This window comes from Sphaerisporangium cinnabarinum (genome assembly GCF_055567015.1).
This window is the reverse complement of record NZ_JBVHRG010000007.1, coordinates 198,600-216,338: the sequence shown is the minus strand read 5'-3', so window position 1 is coordinate 216,338 and position 17,739 is coordinate 198,600. Positions and strand designations below refer to the sequence as shown.

General features: G+C 74.2%; 16 protein-coding genes, 1 tRNA gene and 1 pseudogene. 10 read left to right on the top strand and 8 right to left on the bottom strand.

Translation table 11 applies throughout. From position 1 onward, the window contains the following. The 3 genes and pseudogenes from ACZ4MO_RS12265 to ACZ4MO_RS12255 form a co-directional block, all read right to left on the bottom strand. Complete coding sequence (locus ACZ4MO_RS12265; protein WP_021483711.1) at positions 1 to 984, bottom strand: ribose-phosphate diphosphokinase; 984 nt, start codon at positions 982 to 984, stop codon at positions 1 to 3. 221 nt (positions 985 to 1,205) lie between these two features. After that, positions 1,206 to 2,732 (bottom strand): annotated as a pseudogene (gene glmU / locus ACZ4MO_RS12260) (bifunctional UDP-N-acetylglucosamine diphosphorylase/glucosamine-1-phosphate N-acetyltransferase GlmU); the annotation flags it as partial. A gap of 30 nt (positions 2,733 to 2,762) precedes the next feature. Continuing rightward, positions 2,763 to 2,834, bottom strand: a tRNA-Gln gene (locus tag ACZ4MO_RS12255). A gap of 319 nt (positions 2,835 to 3,153) precedes the next feature. Here ACZ4MO_RS12255 and ACZ4MO_RS12250 point away from each other — a divergent pair. From ACZ4MO_RS12250 to ACZ4MO_RS12210, 9 genes are all read left to right on the top strand, one after another. Beyond that, positions 3,154 to 3,756, top strand: coding sequence for a TetR/AcrR family transcriptional regulator (locus ACZ4MO_RS12250; protein WP_074807977.1), 603 nt, complete (start codon positions 3,154 to 3,156; stop codon positions 3,754 to 3,756). Between the two features lie 166 nt (positions 3,757 to 3,922). Then, positions 3,923 to 4,528 carry a hypothetical protein gene (locus ACZ4MO_RS12245; RefSeq protein WP_175008924.1) on the top strand — a complete coding sequence of 202 codons (606 nt, stop codon included), beginning with the start codon at positions 3,923 to 3,925 and terminating at the stop codon, positions 4,526 to 4,528. A 108-nt stretch (positions 4,529 to 4,636) separates the two neighbouring features. Continuing rightward, positions 4,637 to 5,623: an ATP-binding cassette domain-containing protein gene (locus tag ACZ4MO_RS12240; RefSeq protein ID WP_175008925.1), complete on the top strand. Its 987-nt coding sequence runs from the start codon at positions 4,637 to 4,639 to the stop codon at positions 5,621 to 5,623. Next, positions 5,620 to 6,834 carry an ABC transporter permease gene (locus ACZ4MO_RS12235; protein WP_175008926.1) on the top strand — a complete coding sequence of 405 codons (1,215 nt, stop codon included), beginning with the start codon at positions 5,620 to 5,622 and terminating at the stop codon, positions 6,832 to 6,834. The genes ACZ4MO_RS12240 and ACZ4MO_RS12235 overlap by 4 nt, the downstream gene beginning before the upstream one ends. Before the next feature lie 500 nt (positions 6,835 to 7,334). Continuing rightward, the gene (locus ACZ4MO_RS12230; RefSeq protein WP_175008927.1) at positions 7,335 to 7,835 is read left to right on the top strand and encodes a MarR family transcriptional regulator; all 501 of its coding nucleotides are present in this window, start codon (positions 7,335 to 7,337) and stop codon (positions 7,833 to 7,835) included. A 63-nt stretch (positions 7,836 to 7,898) separates the two neighbouring features. Next, positions 7,899 to 9,212: an MFS transporter gene (locus tag ACZ4MO_RS12225; RefSeq protein WP_175008928.1), complete on the top strand. Its 1,314-nt coding sequence runs from the start codon at positions 7,899 to 7,901 to the stop codon at positions 9,210 to 9,212. A gap of 142 nt (positions 9,213 to 9,354) precedes the next feature. Beyond that, the gene (locus ACZ4MO_RS12220; protein ID WP_175008929.1) at positions 9,355 to 10,302 is read left to right on the top strand and encodes an ATP-binding cassette domain-containing protein; all 948 of its coding nucleotides are present in this window, start codon (positions 9,355 to 9,357) and stop codon (positions 10,300 to 10,302) included. Next, on the top strand, positions 10,299 to 11,120 hold the full coding sequence (locus ACZ4MO_RS12215; RefSeq protein WP_499278977.1) for an ABC transporter permease: 822 nt from the start codon (positions 10,299 to 10,301) through the stop codon (positions 11,118 to 11,120). Before ACZ4MO_RS12220 ends, ACZ4MO_RS12215 begins: the two co-directional genes overlap by 4 nt. A gap of 166 nt (positions 11,121 to 11,286) precedes the next feature. Beyond that, on the top strand, positions 11,287 to 12,303 hold the full coding sequence (locus ACZ4MO_RS12210; RefSeq protein WP_175008930.1) for a TetR/AcrR family transcriptional regulator C-terminal domain-containing protein: 1,017 nt from the start codon (positions 11,287 to 11,289) through the stop codon (positions 12,301 to 12,303). Between the two features lie 70 nt (positions 12,304 to 12,373). Here the strand turns inward: ACZ4MO_RS12210 and ACZ4MO_RS12205 are convergent, their stop codons facing one another. Continuing rightward, a complete protein-coding gene (locus ACZ4MO_RS12205) occupies positions 12,374 to 12,976 on the bottom strand; it encodes an NAD(P)-binding domain-containing protein (RefSeq protein ID WP_175008931.1) in 603 nt (200 codons plus the stop codon). Between the two features lie 119 nt (positions 12,977 to 13,095). On the opposite strand from ACZ4MO_RS12205, the gene ACZ4MO_RS12200 reads away from it, so the two are divergent. Next, positions 13,096 to 13,581: a MarR family transcriptional regulator gene (locus ACZ4MO_RS12200; protein ID WP_175008932.1), complete on the top strand. Its 486-nt coding sequence runs from the start codon at positions 13,096 to 13,098 to the stop codon at positions 13,579 to 13,581. A 30-nt stretch (positions 13,582 to 13,611) separates the two neighbouring features. On the opposite strand, the gene ACZ4MO_RS12195 is transcribed toward ACZ4MO_RS12200, so the two are convergent. From ACZ4MO_RS12195 to ACZ4MO_RS12180, 4 genes are all read right to left on the bottom strand, one after another. Then, on the bottom strand, positions 13,612 to 13,938 hold the full coding sequence (locus tag ACZ4MO_RS12195; protein WP_074808004.1) for a hypothetical protein: 327 nt from the start codon (positions 13,936 to 13,938) through the stop codon (positions 13,612 to 13,614). Continuing rightward, entirely contained in the window at positions 13,935 to 15,788 is a 1,854-nt protein-coding gene (locus ACZ4MO_RS12190) for an ATP-binding cassette domain-containing protein (protein WP_175008933.1), read from the bottom strand. Before ACZ4MO_RS12190 ends, ACZ4MO_RS12195 begins: the two co-directional genes overlap by 4 nt. A 94-nt stretch (positions 15,789 to 15,882) precedes the next feature. Next, positions 15,883 to 16,860, bottom strand: coding sequence for a carbohydrate ABC transporter permease (locus ACZ4MO_RS12185; protein ID WP_255437200.1), 978 nt, complete (start codon positions 16,858 to 16,860; stop codon positions 15,883 to 15,885). After that, entirely contained in the window at positions 16,850 to 17,737 is an 888-nt protein-coding gene (locus ACZ4MO_RS12180) for a carbohydrate ABC transporter permease (RefSeq protein ID WP_255437202.1), read from the bottom strand. The genes ACZ4MO_RS12185 and ACZ4MO_RS12180 overlap by 11 nt, the downstream gene beginning before the upstream one ends. Between the last annotated feature and the right edge of the window lie 2 nt (positions 17,738 to 17,739).

The following is a 17,739-nucleotide window of genomic DNA, read 5'->3' as shown; positions in this document are numbered from 1 at the left end:
TCAGCTGTTGCCGTCGAACAGCGAGGTGACCGAGCCGTCGTCGAACACCTCGCGGATCGCGCGCGCGATGAGGGGCGCGATGGAGAGCACCGTGAGCTGCGGGAACTGCTTGTCCGCCGCGATGGGCAGCGTGTCGGTGATGACGACCTCGCTCGCCCCGCACTCGGACAGGCGCTGGGCCGCCGGGTCGGACAGCACGCCGTGCGTCGCGGCCACGATGACCGACCGCGCGCCCGCGGCGAGGATGACGCGCACGGCCTCGGCGATCGTGCCGCCGGTGTCGATGAGGTCGTCGACGAGCACGCAGTCGCGGCCCTCGACGTCGCCGACGACGCGGTTCGCGACGGCCTGGTTCGGGCGCGTGACGTCGCGCGTCTTGTGGACGAACGCGAGCGGCCCGCCGCCGAGCTTCGCGGCCCACTGCTCGGCGACGCGGATGCGGCCCGCGTCGGGCGAGACGACCGTGACGTTCGACGTGTCGACGCGCGAGCGCACGTAGTCCGTGAGGATCGGCATCGCCCACAGGTGGTCGACCGGCCCGTCGAAGAAGCCCTGCGTCTGCGCGGCGTGCAGGTCGACGCTCATGAGGCGGTCGGCGCCCGCGGCGGTGAACAGGTCGGACATGAGGCGGGCCGAGATCGGCTCGCGCCCGCGGTGCTTCTTGTCCTGGCGGGCGTACCCGTAGAACGGCTGCACGACCGTGATCGTGCGGGCCGAGGCGCGCTTCGCGGCGTCGACCATGAGCAGCTGCTCCATGATCCACTGGTTGATCGGCGCGGTGTGGCTCTGGAGGATGAAGACGTCCGAGCCGCGCACCGACTCGCCGAACCGGACGTAGATCTCGCCGTTCGCGAAGTCGTACGCGGTCGTGGGCAGCAGGTCGATGCCCAGCTCCCGCGCGACGTCGTTGGCCAGCTCGGGGTGCGCGCGCCCCGAGGCGAGGACGAGGGACTTCTCCCCGTTGCCGGCGATCGTGCTGCTCATACCAGTGGGTTCCTTCGGTGGGGTTTCCGGGTGCGGGGTGAGGTCTGAGGTCGGCTGGCCGGTCGCGGTCAGTCTGTCGTGGTGGCGGGACGACCGCCACGCAGCGCCTCGAGCGTGTGCTCGAGCTCGGGACCGGGCGGCGGCGGGGTGGGGCGGTCGGCCGTCGCGGCGGCGCTCTGGTCCGCGAGCTGGGCCTGCGCCTGCGCGCCGAGCGGGGGCGCCTCCGGGTCCGCGGCGCGCGCGGCGGCCGCGGCCTCGGCGGCGGGCGTGCCGGCGCGACGGCGCTCGACCCAGCCCTCGATGTTGCGCTGCTGGCCGCCGCTCACGCCGAGCGCGCCCGCGGGCACGTCGCGGCGGATGACGGACCCGGCGGCGGTGTACGCGCCGTCACCGACGCTCACGGGCGCGACGAACATGTTGTCCGCGCCGGTGCGGGCGTGCGAGCCGATGACGGTGCGGTGCTTGTGCACGCCGTCGTAGTTGACCGTGACCGACGCGGCACCGATGTTCGTGTGCTCGCCGATCGTCGCGTCGCCCACGTAGGACAGGTGCGGGATCTTCGACCCCTCGCCGATCTCCGCGTTCTTCGTCTCGACGAACGTCCCGATCTTGCCGTGCGCCCCCAGCACGGTGCCGGGCCGCAGGTACGCGAACGGGCCGACGGACGTCCCCGCGCCCAGGACCGCGAGCGAGCCGTGCGTGCGGGTCACGGTCGCGCCGGCGCCGACCTCGGTGTCCGTGAGCGTGGTGTCGGGGCCGACCGTCGCCCCCTCGGCGACGACCGTCGCGCCGTGGAGCTGCGTCCCCGGGAGCAGCGTCACGTCGCGCGCGAGCTCGACGTCGACGTCGACCCACGTCGTGGCCGGGTCGACGACGGTCACGCCCGCGCGCATCCAGTCCTCGAGGATCCGGCGGTTGAGCTCGGCCCGCAGCGTCGCGAGCTGGACGCGGTCGTTCACCCCCTCCACGACGGTCGGGTCGTCCGAGACGAGCGCCCGCACGACGCCGCCCTCGGCGCGCGCCGCGGCGACGACGTCCGTCAGGTAGACCTCGCCCTGCGCGTTGTCGCGGCCGAGCGTGCCGAGCCCGCGCCGCAGGACGGCGGCGTCGAACACGTAGATCGACGCGTTGATCTCGCGGATCGCGAGCTCGTCGGGCGATGCGTCCTTGTGCTCGACGATCCGCAGGACGTCGCCCGTCGCGTCGTCGCGCACGACGCGGCCGTAGCCGGTCGCGTCCTCGAGCTGCGTCGTCAGCATCGTGACCGCGTTGCCGTCGGCGACGTGCGCCGCGAGGAGCTGGGCGAGCGTGCCGCCGTCGAGCAGCGGGGTGTCGCCCGCCGTGACGACCACGGGACCCTCGAGGCCGTCGCCGACGCCGCGCCCCTCCTCGCCGTCGGGCACGCCGTGGACGAGCGACTGCGCGTGCGCCTTCGCGTCGAGAGCGGCGAGCGCGCACTGCACGGCGCGGCCCGTCCCCGGGATCTCGTCCTGGTCCACGACGACCGCGTCCGGGTCGACCGACACCGCGTGCTCGGCGACGCGGTCGCGCTCGTGCCGCACGACGACGGCGAGCAGCGCCGGGTCGAGCGAGCGCGCGGCGACGAGCACGTGCCCGAGCAGGCTGCGGCCCGCGAGCGTGTGCAGCATCTTGGGGGTGGACGACTTCATCCGCGTGCCCTCGCCTGCGGCGAGGACGATCACGGCAGCGGGGGCGACGGTGGTGTCGGTGCCCTGCTGAGCTTCCATGGGTGTTCCCCTCGGGATCGGTGGCACGAGCTCCGCCCCCAGGACTCGAACCTGGACCAAGGGCACCAAAAACCCTTGTGCTGCCGATTACACCAAGGCGGACCGGACCCGGCGACGCCGTGCTCGTCACGTGCTCGGCACGTGCGCGTCACCTGCCCGTCGCCACGCCCCCGGTACGACCCCGGGCCGCGGCGGGCGGGCCGGGTCCGGGAACAGTCTGCCAGGTCGGTCCCCGTGCCCGACGCCGCGCGTGCCCGTCTCGCCCCATCCGCGCCGGACGCGGGGCGTGGCCCGCACCACACCCGGGCGCGCACCTGCCCGACGACGCCCGCACCGGCGGGCGCGGACCCTCCGGCTGCGGCGAGCGCCCGCACGGCATGATGGACCCGTGGCCGACTCCAGACGCACCCCCCGATCCCGCATGACCGCGAGCCAGCGGCGCGAGCAGCTGCTCGCGGTCAGCCGTCGGCTGTTCGCCGAGAAGGGGTTCGAGGGGACGAGCGTCGAGGAGATCGCCGCGCGCGCCGAGGTGTCGAAGCCCGTCGTGTACGAGCACTTCGGCGGCAAGGAGGGCATCTACGCGGTCGTCGTGGACCGCGAGGTGCAGGCGCTCACCGCGGCGCTGTCGGGCGCGCTCGACGAGGGCGGCCACCCGAAGGTGCTGCTGGAGCGCACCGCGCTGGCGCTCCTGTCCTACATCGAGGCGTCCGAGGACGGCTTCCGGATCCTCGTGCGCGACTCCCCCGTCGCGCAGGCGACGGGCACGTTCTCGAGCCTCATCGGCGACGTCGCGACGCAGGTCGAGCACCTCCTGGCGAACCAGTTCCGCACGCGCGGCCTCGACCCGAAGGTCGCGCCCATCTACGCGCAGATGCTCGTCGGCATGGTCGCCCTGACCGGCCAGTACTGGCTCGACGCCCGCTCTCCCAAGAAGACGGAGGTCGCGGCGCACCTCGTCAACCTGGCCTGGAACGGCCTCGCGGACATGGAGAAGCGGCCCCACCTCATCACCACGAGGTCCTGACGCAGATCCGGCCCCGAAACCCGCGTCATGACAGCGGGGTCAGCCCGTCTCTCTGGCGGCAGAGCAGAACGACGGAGCGGGGCAGCGGATGCACGGGCACGACCGGTCGACCGACCAGGGGTACGGCGACCCACGGGACGAGATCCGTCCCACGGTCTGGGGGTACGTGACCTGGACGACCGCACGCTGTCTGCAGGGCGACGTCGCGGGCGCGCCCGCGCGCGTCGTCCAGCGCACCGACGTGCTCGTCCCGGGCCTCACGCCTCACGAGCTGGACCGGGTACGCAGGCACGCCGAGTGGCGCGCGTCGGTCGACGTGGTGCGGATCGGTCTCGTCGCGGGCGTGACCACCGCGCTCGCCGCCCTGGTCGCGGGACGGCACCTGACCGCGCCCGAGACCCTGCTCCTCGCCGCGGTCCTCGGGCTCGTGGCGGCCCTCCTCACCGTCGCCCTCCTGCACGTGACGGGCCCGCGCCTCACGCGGGTCGAGCGGCGCGCGCTGCGCCGCGCCGTGGAGATCCGGCGCGTGCGGGTCGCGCCCCCGACGTCGGCCGTGATGCGCGTGCTCGTCGCGATGAGCGCCGTCGAGTCGGTGTCCGGACGGCTCGAGGAGCAGGACGCCGCGCTCGCCCGCGAGCTGCTCTGGGTCTCGCTCGACGCCGTGGGGCGCGACGACGCCGCGGCGGTCGACGAGGCGACCGGGACCATGCTGCGCCTCGCCGTGCGGGCCGCCCGGACGGTGCCCCCGGTGCGCGACGAGCACCTCGGCTGACCGGCGGGCCAGCCCGACGGAGGCAGGGGTGCACCCCCTGCCTCCACACGGCCAGGACGTGACATCTGTCCCGTGCCGCACGCGCTCGCGCGTGGTTGTGTGGAGCGCATGGCGACACTCGAGATCGACTCGCTCACCAAGTCCTACGGCGCCGTGCGCGCCCTGCGCGGCACGTCGTTCGACGTGCGCGCCGGGGAGATCTTCGGCTTCGTCGGCTCGAACGGCGCCGGGAAGACGACGACGATGCGCATCGTCCTCGGCGTCCTCGCCGCCGACGGCGGCGAGGTCCGGTGGGAGGGGCGGCCCCTCGACCTGGCCGCCCGCCGTCGCATCGGCTACATGCCCGAGGAGCGCGGCCTCTACCCCCGCATGAAGGTCGGCGAGCAGCTCGTCTACCTCGCCCGGCTGCACGGGCTCTCCGCCGCCGGGGCGAAGGACGCGATGGAGCGCTGGACCACCACGCTCGGTGTCGAGGCGCGCCGCGACGACGAGGTGCAGAAGCTCTCGCTCGGCAACCAGCAGCGCGTCCAGCTCGCCGCCGCGCTCACCCACGACCCCGAGCTGCTCGTGCTCGACGAGCCGTTCAGCGGGCTCGACCCGGTCGCCGTCGACGTCATGAGCGGGGTGCTGCGCGACCGCGCCGACGCGGGCGTGCCCGTCGTGTTCTCGTCGCACCAGCTCGACCTCGTAGAACGGCTGTGCGACCGCGTCGGCATCATCAAGGACGGCGCGATGGTCGAGGTCGGCACGATCGACGAGCTCCGCCGCACCGAGCAGGAGCGCTGGGTCGTGGACGGCCCGCCCGGGGCGACGTGGATCGGCGCGGTGCCCGACGCGCGGGCCGTCAGCCTGGAGGGGTCGCGCACCGTCGTCGAGCTCGCGCCCGGCGGTCCGCCCGGTGCCGGGACCGGTGACGGTACCGGGGGCGTCCCCGGTGGGCGCGAGCAGGCCGTGCTGCGCGCGGCGCTCGCCGCCGGGCCCGTGCACGAGTTCGCGCTCGTCCGGCCGTCGCTCACCGAGCTCTACCGCGACGTCGTGAGCGCCGAGGAGAAGCCGGCCGCGACGGCCGCCGAGACCGTGGAGGTGGGGGCATGAGCGCGGGCCAGGGCACGTCGCTGACGTCGTGGGGCGCGATCCGCCTCGTCGCGGGCCGCGAGATCATGACGCGGCTGCGCTCCAAGTCCTTCGTGTGGCTGACCGTGATCCTCGTCGGCGCCGTCGTGCTCGGCGGGGTCGTGCTCAACCTCGCGAACGGGTCCGGCCCGAGCGCCGAGCGCGTCGGTGTCACGCCGCAGACCGCCGCGCTCGCCGAGACGATCGAGACCACCGGGAGCACGCTCGGGACCGACGTCGAGACCGTCGACGTCGCGGACGACGCCGCGGGCGAGGCCCAGGTGCGCGACGGCGACCTCGACGCCCTCGTCACCGGGAGCGCCGGCTCCCCCACCGTCGTCGTCGACACCGAGCTGTCGTCGGGCCTCACGGCCGTCTTCACGACGCTCGCCCAGCAGACCGCGCTGTCCGACGCCGTCGCCAGCCTCGGGGGCGACCCCGCCCAGGTCGCGGGCGACGTCGCGACGGCCGCGCCGGAGGTGCGCACCATCGGCGAGCCGAGCGAGTTCGACCCCGCGCGCTACGTCACCGGACTGGTCACCGGCATCCTGCTCTTCATGGCCATCATGATCAGCGGCCAGCTCATCGCGCAGGGGGTCGTCGAGGAGAAGACGAGCCGCGTCGTCGAGCTCCTGCTCTCGACCGTGCGCCCGTGGCAGCTCATGGCGGGCAAGGTCCTCGGCATCGGGCTCGTCGGGCTCGGGCAGGTCGCGCTCGTCGTGCTCGCGGGCGTCGGGACCGCGCTCGGCCTCGGCCTCGTCGACACCTCGACGATCGACCTCGGGACCGCCGCCGCCTGGGCGCTCGTGTGGTTCGTCGTCGGGTTCGTCAGCTACGCGCTGCTCATGGCGGGCCTCGGCGCGCTGGTCTCGCGCCAGGAGGACGTCGGCGCGGTCACCACGCCCGTCACGTTCCTCATGATCGTGCCGTACATCGTGGGCGTCTCCGTCGCGCCGTGGGCGCCGGACAACCCGCTCGTCGTCTGGCTGTCGTACGTGCCGCTGTGCTCGCCGCTGCTCATGCCGGTCCGCATCGCGCTCGGCAGCGCCGAGCCGTGGGAGGCCCTCGTCGCGCTGGGTCTCTCCGTCGCGGTCATCCCCCTGCTCGTGTGGCTCGCGGCGAAGATCTACTCCAACGCCGTCCTGCGCACCGGCGCCCGCGTGCGCCTCAAGGACGCCCTCCGCACGTCCTGACCGCGAGGGAGAGCCCAGGTCCACCGAGGTAGAGCCCCGGTCCCCCGAAGTAGAGCCCCCGGTCCCCCGAAGTAGAGGCCCGGTCCGCCGAAGTAGAGCCCCCGGTCCCCCGAGGTAGAGGCCTGGTCCGGCGAGGTAGAGGCCCGGTCCCCCGAGGTAGAGGCCTGGTCCGGCGAGGTAGAGGCCCGGTCCCCCGAGGTAGAGGCCTGGTCCGGCGAGGTAGAGGCCTGGTCCGGCGGGTCGACGGCGTGTGGTTATCCCACCGGCGCTGGTCTCACCCGGGAGGGCGCGCCCCCGGGCACGACCTGCATGACCACGGCTCTACCTCGCGAGACCACGGCTCTACCTCGCCGGACCACGGCTCTACCTCGGGGGACCTGGGCTCTACCTCGGGGACCATGGCTCTACCTCGCGACTCGGTGGGCTTCCCGTGGCGCGCCGCGGCGACCGCCGAGCCGTCAAGAGTCTTGACGTCGAGACACGTCGAGTACCCTCGCGTCATGGACCAGCAGCACGAGGACGAGGTCGACCGCATCGTCGCGGCGTGGCAGCGGGAGCGGCCGGACCTCGACGTCGAGCCGCTGACCGTGTTCTCCCGGGTCGACCGGCTCGCCCGGCACCTGGACCGGGCGCGGCGCACGGCGTTCGCGCGCGGGCACCTGGAGACGTGGGAGTTCGACGTCCTGTCCGCGCTGCGCCGCGCGGGCGAGCCGTACCGCCTCTCTCCGGGGGCGCTCGTCACCCAGACGCTCGTGACGAGCGGGACCATGACGAACCGCATCGACCGGCTCGAGGAGCGCGGGCTCGTGGTGCGTCGGCGCTCGCCCGACGACCGGCGCGGCGTGCTCGTCGAGCTCACGCCGGAGGGCCTGGCGCGCGTGGACACGGCGATGACCGACCTCCTCGCCGTCGAGGCCCGCATCCTCGACGCGCTCGAGCCCGGCGAACGACCTGCGCTCGCGGCGCTCCTGCGTACAGTCGGAGGACAGTTCGACGACTGACCGACGGCCCGGACGACCGGGCGGGCGTCGCCGCACGCGCCCGCACCCGGAGGTCCCCGCCCGATGCCGTCGTCACGGCCGCCCCGCCCGAGCACCTTCCGCGGCGGGATCGACGGGGTCCTGCTGGTCGCCGTCCTGCTCGTGGCCGTCAACCTGCGGGCGCCGCTCACGGCGCTCCCGCCCGTCGTCGGGGACGTCGCGGCCGACCTCGACCTCACCGCCGCCGCGGCGGGCCTGCTCACCGGCATCCCGGTGCTGTGCTTCGCGCTGGCGACGCCCGCCGTCGCGGGCGTGCTCGGGCGGTCGTCGCTGCGGACGGCGATCGCCGTCGCGCTCGCGCTGATCTTCGCCGGGACGGTCCTGCGCTCGGCAGACCTCGCGCCGCTCGGCGCGGCCGGGACGTTCGCGGGCACGGTGCTCCTCGGGCTGGGCATCACGACGGCGAACCTCGCGGTGCCGATGATCGCCCAGCGCGACTTCCCCGGGCACGTCGCGACGGTGACGGGCCTGTACACGGCCGCGATCAACGTCGGGACCGTCGCGACGACGGCGCTCACCGCGCCGCTGGCGGACACCGTCGGGTGGCGCTGGGCGCTCGCGTCGTGGTCCGTGCTCGCGGTCGTCGCGCTCGTGTGGTGGCTGCGCGCGGTGCCGCGCGAGGCGCGCGAGCCCCGGGGCGGCCCGGCAGAGCGCGTGCCCGGCCCGACGGCGGCGGGGACGAAGGCTGCGGCTGACGAGGACGCGCTGGCGGCAGCCGCGGCGGAGGGGGTCACGGGGACCGACCCGACGACGGCCCGCGAGCGCCACGTCCTCGCGACCTCGTTCACGTGGTGGCTGTGCGCGATGTTCGCGCTCCAGTCGTCGAGCTTCTACGCGCTCACGGCGTGGCTGCCGCTGATCCTCGAGGACCTCGCGGGCATCCCGCGCTCGGCGTCGGGCGGGGCGGCGTCGCTGTTCCAGGGCTTCGCGATCGTCGGTGGTCTCGCGGTGCCGCTCGCCGCGCGTCGTCTCAGCCTGCGGCAGACGTTCGTGGGGATCGCGGTGCTGTGGCTCACGCTGCCCGTGGGCCTGCTCGTCGCGCCGGGGCTCTGGGCGGTGTGGGCGTCCGCGGCGGGCGTCGCCCAGGCGGCGAACTTCGTCGTGATCTTCACGCTCGTCGCGCAGCGGTACCCGACGGTCCGGCGCGGCCGGCAGGCGTCGGCGACGGTGCAGTCCGTCGGGTACTGCCTCGCCGCCGTCGCGCCCACCGCGGCCGGGGCCCTGCAGACGGCGACGGGGACGTGGACCGTGCCGGTCGCCGTCGTGCTGGGCGCGCTCGTGGTGATGACCGGGATCGGGCTGGTCCTCACCGGCGCGCCCCGTCGTCGCGCGGGCTGAGCACCGGGCCCGACCTTCCCCGCCAGGCCCTCCTCGAACCCTTGACCCTCGGCTCCACACCTGTTTATGGTGTACACACAGTTTATGGCACACACATGACGTGTGCGCCGCACACGAACGGCCGACGGAGAAGGAGAAGGCGATGACCGGACCGATGATCGCCGCGCAGGGGCTGGAGAAGTCCTACGGCGACCACGCCGTGCTGCGCGGCGTCGACCTGACCGTGCGCCGCGGCGAGATCTTCGCGCTGCTGGGGCCCAACGGCGCGGGCAAGACGACGACCGTCAACATCCTCACGACCCTCGTCCGGCCCGACGGCGGCACCGCGCGCGTCGCGGGCGCCGACGTCGTGCACGACGCCGCCCGGGTGCGCGAGACCATCGCGCTCACGGGCCAGTACGCGTCGGTGGACGAGTTCCAGACGGGCCGCGAGAACCTCGTGATGATGGGCGAGCTCGCCCACCTGCCCCGCCGTGCGGTGCGCCCGCGCGTCGCCGCCCTGCTCGAGCGCTTCGACCTCACCGACGCCGCGGACCGGCGGGTCGCGACCTACTCGGGCGGCATGCGCCGCCGCCTCGACCTGGCGATCAGCCTCGTGGCCGACCCGGCGGTGCTCGTGCTCGACGAGCCGACGACGGGCCTCGACCCGGCGTCGCGCGCGCAGCTCTGGGAGGTCGTGCGCGGCCTCGCCGCCGACGGGACGACCGTCCTGCTGACGACCCAGTACCTGGAGGAGGCCGACCGCCTGGCCGACACGATCGCCGTCCTGCACGGCGGCCGCGTCGCGGCGCGCGGCACGGCCGCCGAGCTCAAGGCGCTCGTCGCGGGCGACCACGTGCGCGTCACGTTCGACGACCCGGAGAGCCTGGCCGCCGCCGTCGGGCTCGCCGCCTCGATCGGGCTGGCCCGCACGACGAGCGACGAGAAGGACCTCTCGCTCACCGCACCGAGCGACGACCCCGTCCGCACGGTCCGCGACGTGCTCGCGGCCGCCGACGCCCGCGGGCTCGCGGTCGTGGGGGTCAGCGTCGTCCGGCCCACGCTCGACGACGTGTTCCTCGCCCTGACCCGGAAGGAGGGCGCCCGATGAGCGCCGCACCCACGACCACCCTGTCCCGACCGTCCCGCACCGCGCCGCCGCGCGTCCGACGGACCCCCGCCACCGCCGCGCGCGACGTCCGGACGATGGTCGGGCGCGAGACGCGCCGCCAGCTCCGCAGCGTCGACGGGCTCGTCACGGCCTTCGCGCTGCCCGTGATGATCATGCTCGTCTTCGTCGTGATCTTCGGCGGGGCGATCGGCGGGGACGACTACATCGACTACGTCGTGCCCGGCGTGCTCGTGATGTGCCTGGGGTTCGGCTCCGCGACGGCGGCGGTCGGCGTCGCGCAGGACATGACGTCCGGGACGATCGACCGGTTCAAGACCCTGCCGATCTTCGGGCCGTCCGCGCTGTGGGGGCACGTCGTGGCGAGCGTCGTGCGCAACCTCGCGTCCGCCGTCGTCGTCGTGGGGGTCGCGCTCGCGCTCGGCTTCCGGCCCGACTCCGGGCCCGCCGACTGGGCGGGGCTCGTCGCCTTCGCCGTCCTCGCCGTGCTGACGTTCACGTGGCTGAGCGTGGCGCTCGGCCTCGTGCTGAGCGTCGAGGCGTCGCAGTCGGTGAACTTCCTCTTCCTGTTCGTGCCCTACCTCAGCTCGGGGTTCGTCCCGATCGACACCATGCCGTCGTGGCTGCACGGGTTCGCGGAGAACCAGCCGTTCACGCCGGTCATCGAGACGTTCCGCGGGCTGCTCGCAGGCGCGCCCGACGCGTCGACGGCCCTCACGGCCGTCGCGTGGCTCGCCGGCTTCCTCGTCGCGAGCTGCACCGCCGGCTCCCTGCTCTACCGCCGGCGGACGGCCCGCTGACCCCACCCCCCACACTCTTCCCCCCTGGCCCTCCCGCGCGGCCGAGCAGGTGGTCCTGGTGCGTCCGGTCGGCAGGACGCACCAGGACCACCTGCTCGCGCCACCGGGAGGGCCTGCTCGGCACGGCTGCGACCCACGTCCGGGCGCCGTCGGGGAGGATGAAGCCATGACGGACGCACCCGACCTCCCGCCCCGGCTCGCGCTCGCGTGGGGCGTGGCCGAACGCCCCGAGCGCGCGCCGAAGCGCGAGCTGAGCATCGAGCGGATCGTCGACGCGGCGACGGAGATCGCCGACGCCGACGGGCTCGGGGCCGTGTCCATGGCGAAGGTCGCGCAGAGCCTCGGCTTCACGACGATGTCGCTCTACCGGTACGTCACGAGCAAGGACGACCTGCTGCTCCTCATGCAGGAGGCGGCGCTCGACGTCGAGTACCCGCCCGCGCACGAGCCCGCCGACTGGCGCGCCGAGCTGCGCGAGTGGGCGCAGTTCACGATGGCGGTGTTCGCGTCGCACCCGTGGTTCCTCGACATCCCCGTGACCGGTGCGCCGCTCACGCCGAACAACCTGCGCGGCGCGGACGCCGGGCTGCGCGCGCTGCGGTCCACGCCGCTCGACGACGAGGAGAAGATGTCCGTCATCCTCCTCGTCAGCGGGTACGCCCGGAACGCGGCCCGGCTGCAGACCGACCTCGCGCGCGCCGTCGCCGCGGCAGGGGGCGACGAGGCGGTCCAGGGCGGTGCGTGGGCCGACGCGCTGCGCGGGCTCGTGGACGAGGTGCGGTTCCCCTACCTGCGGCCCCTCGTCGAGGCGGGGACGTACGCGGGCGAGGGCGAGATCGACGACACCGCGTGGGGCCTGGAGCGGGTGCTCGACGGGATCGCCGTCTACGTCGACGCTCGGGCCGCCGGGGCGCCCGGCGCGGGGAGCGCGCCCGGAAAGCAGCCCGCCACGGACACGGAGCCCGCGCCGGCGGCGGACCCGCGCGACGCCGTCGCGCCGGTCGAGGTCGCGGTCCACGTCAAGGACCCGCGGGTCAAGAAGGCGACGCTCCGGCGGCGCGACGCGGAGCGGCGCGTGCGCGAGGCGCAGAAGAAGGTGCGCGAGCTGGAGAAGGCGCTGCGCGAGGCCCAGAAGGCGGAGCACGAGGCGGCCCGCGCCGCCGTCGAGAAGGCGCGCGGCTGACCCTCCGGGCACGACGACGGCCGGTCACCCCGCGGGGTGGCCGGCCGTCGTCGTGCGCGAGCGGGTGGGGTCACTCGGCGAGCGCGAAGCCCGTCGTCCAGGAGGTCTTCTCCCCCGCCGCGAGCGTGAGCTGCAGGAAGCCGAGGGCCTCGAGCTCGCGCGCGCGCTTCAGCGAGCCGGCGTCGACGACGCGGACCCCGGACACGGCGCCCGCGAGGGCGGCCTTCGCGTCCGCGTCGTCGCCTGCGACGAGGACCGTCGTCGGGAGCGGCCCGACCTGGCCCGTCGCGAGCGTCGCCGCGAAGTTCGTGTTGAACGCCTTGAGGACGCGCGCGCCCGGGACGCGCTCCTGGATCTGCGCCGCGGCCGACGAGCCGGCGGGCACGACGAGGGAGTCGAACGTCGCGAAGTCGAGCGGGTTGGTGATGTCGACGAGGACCTTGCCGTCGAGGCGGCCCGCGTAGGCGCCGAGGACGTCGTCGAGCGCCCCGTACGGGAGCGCGAGGACGACGACGTCGCCCGTGATCTCGTCGCCGACCGTGCCCGCCGTGACGCGCGGGTCGACCTCGGTGGCCTCACGGGTCAGGACCTGCACCTGGCTGCCCGCGGCGAGCGCGAGACCGGCGATGGCCGAGCCCATGTTCCCGGCGCCGATGATGGTGATGCTGCTCATGGTGGCTTCCCTTCCTCCGCCGGCCCGACGGTCGGCTATTAGTTGTTGCTACAACTAACACCGTACGCCGCTAAACTTGTACCGTCAACTATGTGGATCGCCGGACCGGAGGAGGAGTGATGGCGACGGAACCCCGCTGGCTCGACGACCAGCAGCTCGACGCGTGGAAGCGGCTCGTGGCGGTCGTGGAGCTGCTGCCGGGCGTCCTCGACTCCCAGCTCCGGCGCGACGCCGACCTCAGCCACTTCGAGTACTACGTGCTGGCCATGCTCTCGGAGGCTCCGCGGCGCACGCTGCGCATGACCGACCTCGCGGGCGCCACGAACGCCACGCTCCCCCGGCTGTCGCACGTCGTCGCGCGCCTCGAGAAGCGCGGCCTCGTCGAGCGCGTGCCGTGCCCCGAGGACCGCCGCGCGACGAACGCGCACCTCACCGACGCCGGCTGGGAGAAGGTCGTCGCGACGGCGCCCGGGCACGTGGCGACGGTGCGCGACCACGTGATCGACGCGCTCACCGACGAGCAGGTCGAGCAGCTCGACGCCATCGCGGGCGCCATCCTCGAGCGCGTCGACCCCGACGACCGCATGGGCTTCCTGCGGCGCTGAGCCGCGCGCCCGGACGCGGGTCCCCGGCGGTCAGCGGGTCCGCACGGGCCCCGCGAGGACGAGCCTCCCGCCCGGCGCGAGCGCGCCGAGCGCCGCGAGCGGGTCGTCCACCGCGAGCTCGACCCGCCCGGGCAGGGCGGCGAGCACGTCGTCCCACTCCGGGGCGGCGTCGTCCACCTCGACGCTGTGCCCGTTCACGAGGTCGAACGACACGTACCGGGCGGTGCCGCCCGGGCCGCCGAGCGCGAACGCGGTGACGCGGCGCACGTCCGCCCAGGGCGCGAGGACGCCGCCCTGACCGTCGTCGACCTCGACGCCGCGCGCGGACACCGCGACCCGCATGCGGTCGGCCGTCACCCGGCGACCTCCGCCGCCTCGAGCCACGCCGCCTCGAGCTCGTCCTTCTCCGCCGCGAGCGTGCGCAGCTCGGCGTCGAGCTCCGCGACCGCCGCGAAGTCGGTCGCGTTCGCCGCGATCTTCTCGTGCAGCCGGCCCTCGACCTCTGCGATCTTGCTCAGGCGCCGCTCGATGCGGTTGATCTCCTTCTTCGCCGCCCGCACCTCGGCCGCGCTCGGGCCCGGGGCCTCCGCGGCCGACCCCGCGTCCGGCGTCCCGTCGGCGCCCGTGGGCGCGAACCCGGTCGACGCCGCGCCCGTGCCGCCCGCGAGCGCCGCGCGCCGCAGCTCGAGGTACTGCTCGACGCCGCCCGGCAGGTCGCGCACCTGGCCGTCGCCGAGCAGCGCGACCTGGCGGTCCGCGACGCGCTCCAGCAGGTAGCGGTCGTGCGAGACGACGATGAGCGTGCCGGGCCAGCCGTCGAGCAGGTCCTCGAGCGCGGCGAGCGTGTCGGTGTCGAGGTCGTTCGTCGGCTCGTCGAGCAGGAGCACGTTGGGCTCGGCGACGAGCAGGCGCAGGAGCTGCAGGCGCCGCCGCTCGCCGCCCGAGAGGTCGCGAACGAGCGTCTGCGACCGCTCGCGCGTGAAGCCGAGCCGCTCGACGAGCTGGGACGCGGAGAGCTCCTTGCCGTCGACGACGACCGAGCGCTTCTCGTCCTCGATCACCTGGATCACGCGCGCCCCGGCGATGTCGTCGAGCTCGCCGACGTCCTGCGACAGCTCGGCGACGTGGACGGTCTTGCCGCGCTTGACCCGCCCGGAGTCGGGCTCGCGCCGCCCGGCGAGGAGCGCGAGGAGCGTCGTCTTCCCGGCGCCGTTGACCCCGACGACCCCGTACCGGTCGCCGGGCCCCAGGCGCCACGTGACGTCGTCGAGCAGCACGCGCTCGCCCTGGCCGTCCTGGCGCGGCACCGCGACCGTCACGTCCTCGAGGTCGAGCACGTCCTTGCCGAGGCGCTTCGTCGCGGTGCGCGTGAGCTCGAGCGTGTCGCGCGGCGGCGGGACGTCGGCGATGAGCGCGGCGGCGGCGTCGAGCCGGAACTTGGGCTTGGACGTGCGCGCGGGCGCGCCCCGCCGGAGCCACGCGAGCTCCTTGCGCAGCAGGTTGTCGCGCTTCTCCGCCGCGACGGCCGCGGTGCGCTGGCGCTCGGCGCGCGCGAGCACGTACGCCGCGTACCCGCCCTCGTAGCCCTCGACCTGGCCCGAGCCGTCGCCCCGCACCTCCCACATGCGCGAGCACACGGCGTCGAGGAACCAGCGGTCGTGCGTGACGACCACGAGGGCGCCCTTCGCGCCCGGGCGGGCGAAGCGGTCGCCCAGGTGCGCGGCGAGCCACGCGACGCCCTCGACGTCGAGGTGGTTCGTGGGCTCGTCGAGGAACAGCACGTCGTGGTCGGCGACGAGGAGGGCCGCGAGCGCGACGCGGCGACGCTGCCCGCCGGACAGCGTGTCCGCCGGGGCGTCGAGGTCGAGGTCGCCCAGCAGCCCCGCGTGGACGGTGCGGACGCTCGCGTCCGACGCCCAGGCGTGGGTCGCGGCGTCGCCGTGCACGAGGTCGCGGATCGTCGCGCCGGTGCCGACGTCGTCGCGCTGGTCGAGCAGGCCCACCCGCAGGCCGCCCACGCGGGTGACACGGCCGCCGTCGGGCTGCTGCGTGCCCGCGAGGAGGCGCAGGAGCGTCGTCTTGCCGGCCCCGTTGGGGCCGACGATGCCGACGCGGTCGCCGTCGTCGAGACCGAGGGAGACGTCGTCGAGCAGGGTGCGGGTGCCGACGGTCAGCGAGATGCCGTCGGCGCCGAGAAGGTGAGCCACGCCGTCGAGCCTAGGCCGCACCCCGTGAGTGCGGGAAATGGTCGCCGATCCGCGACGAGACCACGACCATCCCCCGCACTCGCGGGAGGGGCGGTCAGCCCTTGAGGCCGGTGTGCGCGAGGCCCTGGACGAACTGCTTCTGCGCGACGAGGAACACCGCGAGCACGGGCAGCACGGTGAGCGTGGTCGCGGCGAGCTGCACGTTCCACATCGGGCCGCCGTAGGCGTCGACGTACTGCGTGAGCGCCTGCGGGAGCGTGAACCGGTCCTTGCTGGACAGGTACACGATCGGCTCGAGGTACAGGTTCCACGACTTGAGGAACGTGAAGATCGCGACGGCCGAGATCGCCGAGCGCGACAGCGGGAACGCGATCCGCCAGAAGATCCCCCACCGCCCGAGACCGTCCATGCGCCCCGCCTCCTCGAGCTCGCTGGGGAGCCCGAGGAAGAACTGGCGCATGATGAACGTCGCGAGGACGCTCGGCGCCCCGAGGATCGGGATGACCACGAGCGGCCAGTGCGTGTCGATGAGCCCGAGCGAGTTGACCATCCGGAACAGCGGGACGATCGTCACCTCCGACGGCACGAGCAGCCCGACGAGCACGAGCAGGAACAGCGCGTTCGCCCCGGGGAACCGGATGCGCGCGAACGCGTACCCGGCCATCGAGGCCACGAGGATCGTCCCGACGGTCACGACCACGGCGATGTAGAGGCTGTTCCAGTACTGCTGCGCGAACGGCTGCAGCCGGAACACCTCGCCGTAGGCCGCGAACGACGGGTCCTGGGGCCAGAGCGTCGGCACGGCCCGCAGGATCTCGCTCATCGGCTTGAGGCTCGACGTCGCCATCCACCACGTCGGGAAGACGAAGGGCACGCTGAGCACGACGAGGAGCGCCACGAGCGCCGCACGCCCCCAGCGGCGGCGCGTGCGCGCGCTCCCCGTGCGGCGCCCGTGCCGACCGCCCCGGGCCGCTGCGCCGTCGTCGCCGCCCCTGCCCGACGTCGCGGGCCGGGCCGGGCCGGCGTCCGCGCCCGGGAGCGTGGCCGGGCCGGGCATCACGTCAGACTTCATGGAAGACCCACCTCTTGCGCGTCTGCCACTGCACGAGTGTCAGGACGAGGACGATGACGAACAGCAGGACGGAGATCGCGCTCGCGTAGCCGAAGTCGTTGAACCGGAACGCCTGCTGGTACAGGTAGTAGACGAGCACGGTGGTCGAGCTCCCCGGCCCCCCGCCCGTGAGCACGGCGATCTGCGCGAACACCTCGAGCGAGCCCACGATGGTAAGGATCGAGACCAGCAGGACGGTCGGGCTGATGAGCGGGAGCGTGATGGACCGGAACCGGCGCCACGCGCCGGCGCCGTCGATGCGCGCGGCCTCCTGGATCTCCTCGGGCACCCCCTGCAGGGCCGCGAGGAACAGGATCATGTTGAGGCCCACGTTCTTGAAGACCTGCACGACGATCACCGAGAGCATCGCCGTCGTCTCCCCGCGCAGCCAGTTCGGGCCGTCGACGCCGAGCAGCGACAGGAACCCGTTGATCCCGCCGTCGGCCTGGAGCAGGAAGCTCCACACGATCGTCCACGCCACGAGGGACACGACGACCGGCGAGAAGAAGAACGTGCGGAACGTCGTCGTGCCGGGGAGCCGCTGGTTGAGCAGCACCGCGAGGACGAGCGCGAGCGAGATGTTGAGCACGACGAGCCCGACGGAGAACCACAGGCTCGCGAGGAGCGAGTCCCGCAGCCCGGGGTCGGCGAGCATCCGCTCGTAGTTGTCCGCGCCCGCGAACGTGAACGTGTTCGCGAGGACGTTCCACTCGTGCAGCGAGTACCAGACGACGGCGACCAGCGGCGCGACGACGAACGCGAGCGCGCCGAGCACGGCGGGCGCGACCATGGTGTAGCCCACGGCCGCGTCCCGTCGTGCGAGCGCGGAGGACGCCACGC

What these genes read in the sequence shown, in the direction of transcription:
- ACZ4MO_RS12265 (WP_021483711.1), bottom strand. Translation starts at nt 984, where the DNA reads ATGAGCAGCACGATCGCCGGCAACGGGGAGAAGTCCCTCGTCCTCGCC.
- ACZ4MO_RS12250 (WP_074807977.1), top strand. Translation starts at nt 3,154, where the DNA reads ATGACCGCGAGCCAGCGGCGCGAGCAGCTGCTCGCGGTCAGCCGTCGG.
- ACZ4MO_RS12240 (WP_175008925.1), top strand. Translation starts at nt 4,637, where the DNA reads ATGGCGACACTCGAGATCGACTCGCTCACCAAGTCCTACGGCGCCGTG.
- ACZ4MO_RS12235 (WP_175008926.1), top strand. Translation starts at nt 5,620, where the DNA reads ATGAGCGCGGGCCAGGGCACGTCGCTGACGTCGTGGGGCGCGATCCGC.
- ACZ4MO_RS12230 (WP_175008927.1), top strand. Translation starts at nt 7,335, where the DNA reads ATGGACCAGCAGCACGAGGACGAGGTCGACCGCATCGTCGCGGCGTGG.
- ACZ4MO_RS12225 (WP_175008928.1), top strand. Translation starts at nt 7,899, where the DNA reads ATGCCGTCGTCACGGCCGCCCCGCCCGAGCACCTTCCGCGGCGGGATC.
- ACZ4MO_RS12220 (WP_175008929.1), top strand. Translation starts at nt 9,355, where the DNA reads ATGACCGGACCGATGATCGCCGCGCAGGGGCTGGAGAAGTCCTACGGC.
- ACZ4MO_RS12215 (WP_499278977.1), top strand. Translation starts at nt 10,299, where the DNA reads ATGAGCGCCGCACCCACGACCACCCTGTCCCGACCGTCCCGCACCGCG.
- ACZ4MO_RS12210 (WP_175008930.1), top strand. Translation starts at nt 11,287, where the DNA reads ATGACGGACGCACCCGACCTCCCGCCCCGGCTCGCGCTCGCGTGGGGC.
- ACZ4MO_RS12205 (WP_175008931.1), bottom strand. Translation starts at nt 12,976, where the DNA reads ATGAGCAGCATCACCATCATCGGCGCCGGGAACATGGGCTCGGCCATC.
- ACZ4MO_RS12200 (WP_175008932.1), top strand. Translation starts at nt 13,096, where the DNA reads ATGGCGACGGAACCCCGCTGGCTCGACGACCAGCAGCTCGACGCGTGG.
- ACZ4MO_RS12185 (WP_255437200.1), bottom strand. Translation starts at nt 16,860, where the DNA reads ATGAAGTCTGACGTGATGCCCGGCCCGGCCACGCTCCCGGGCGCGGAC.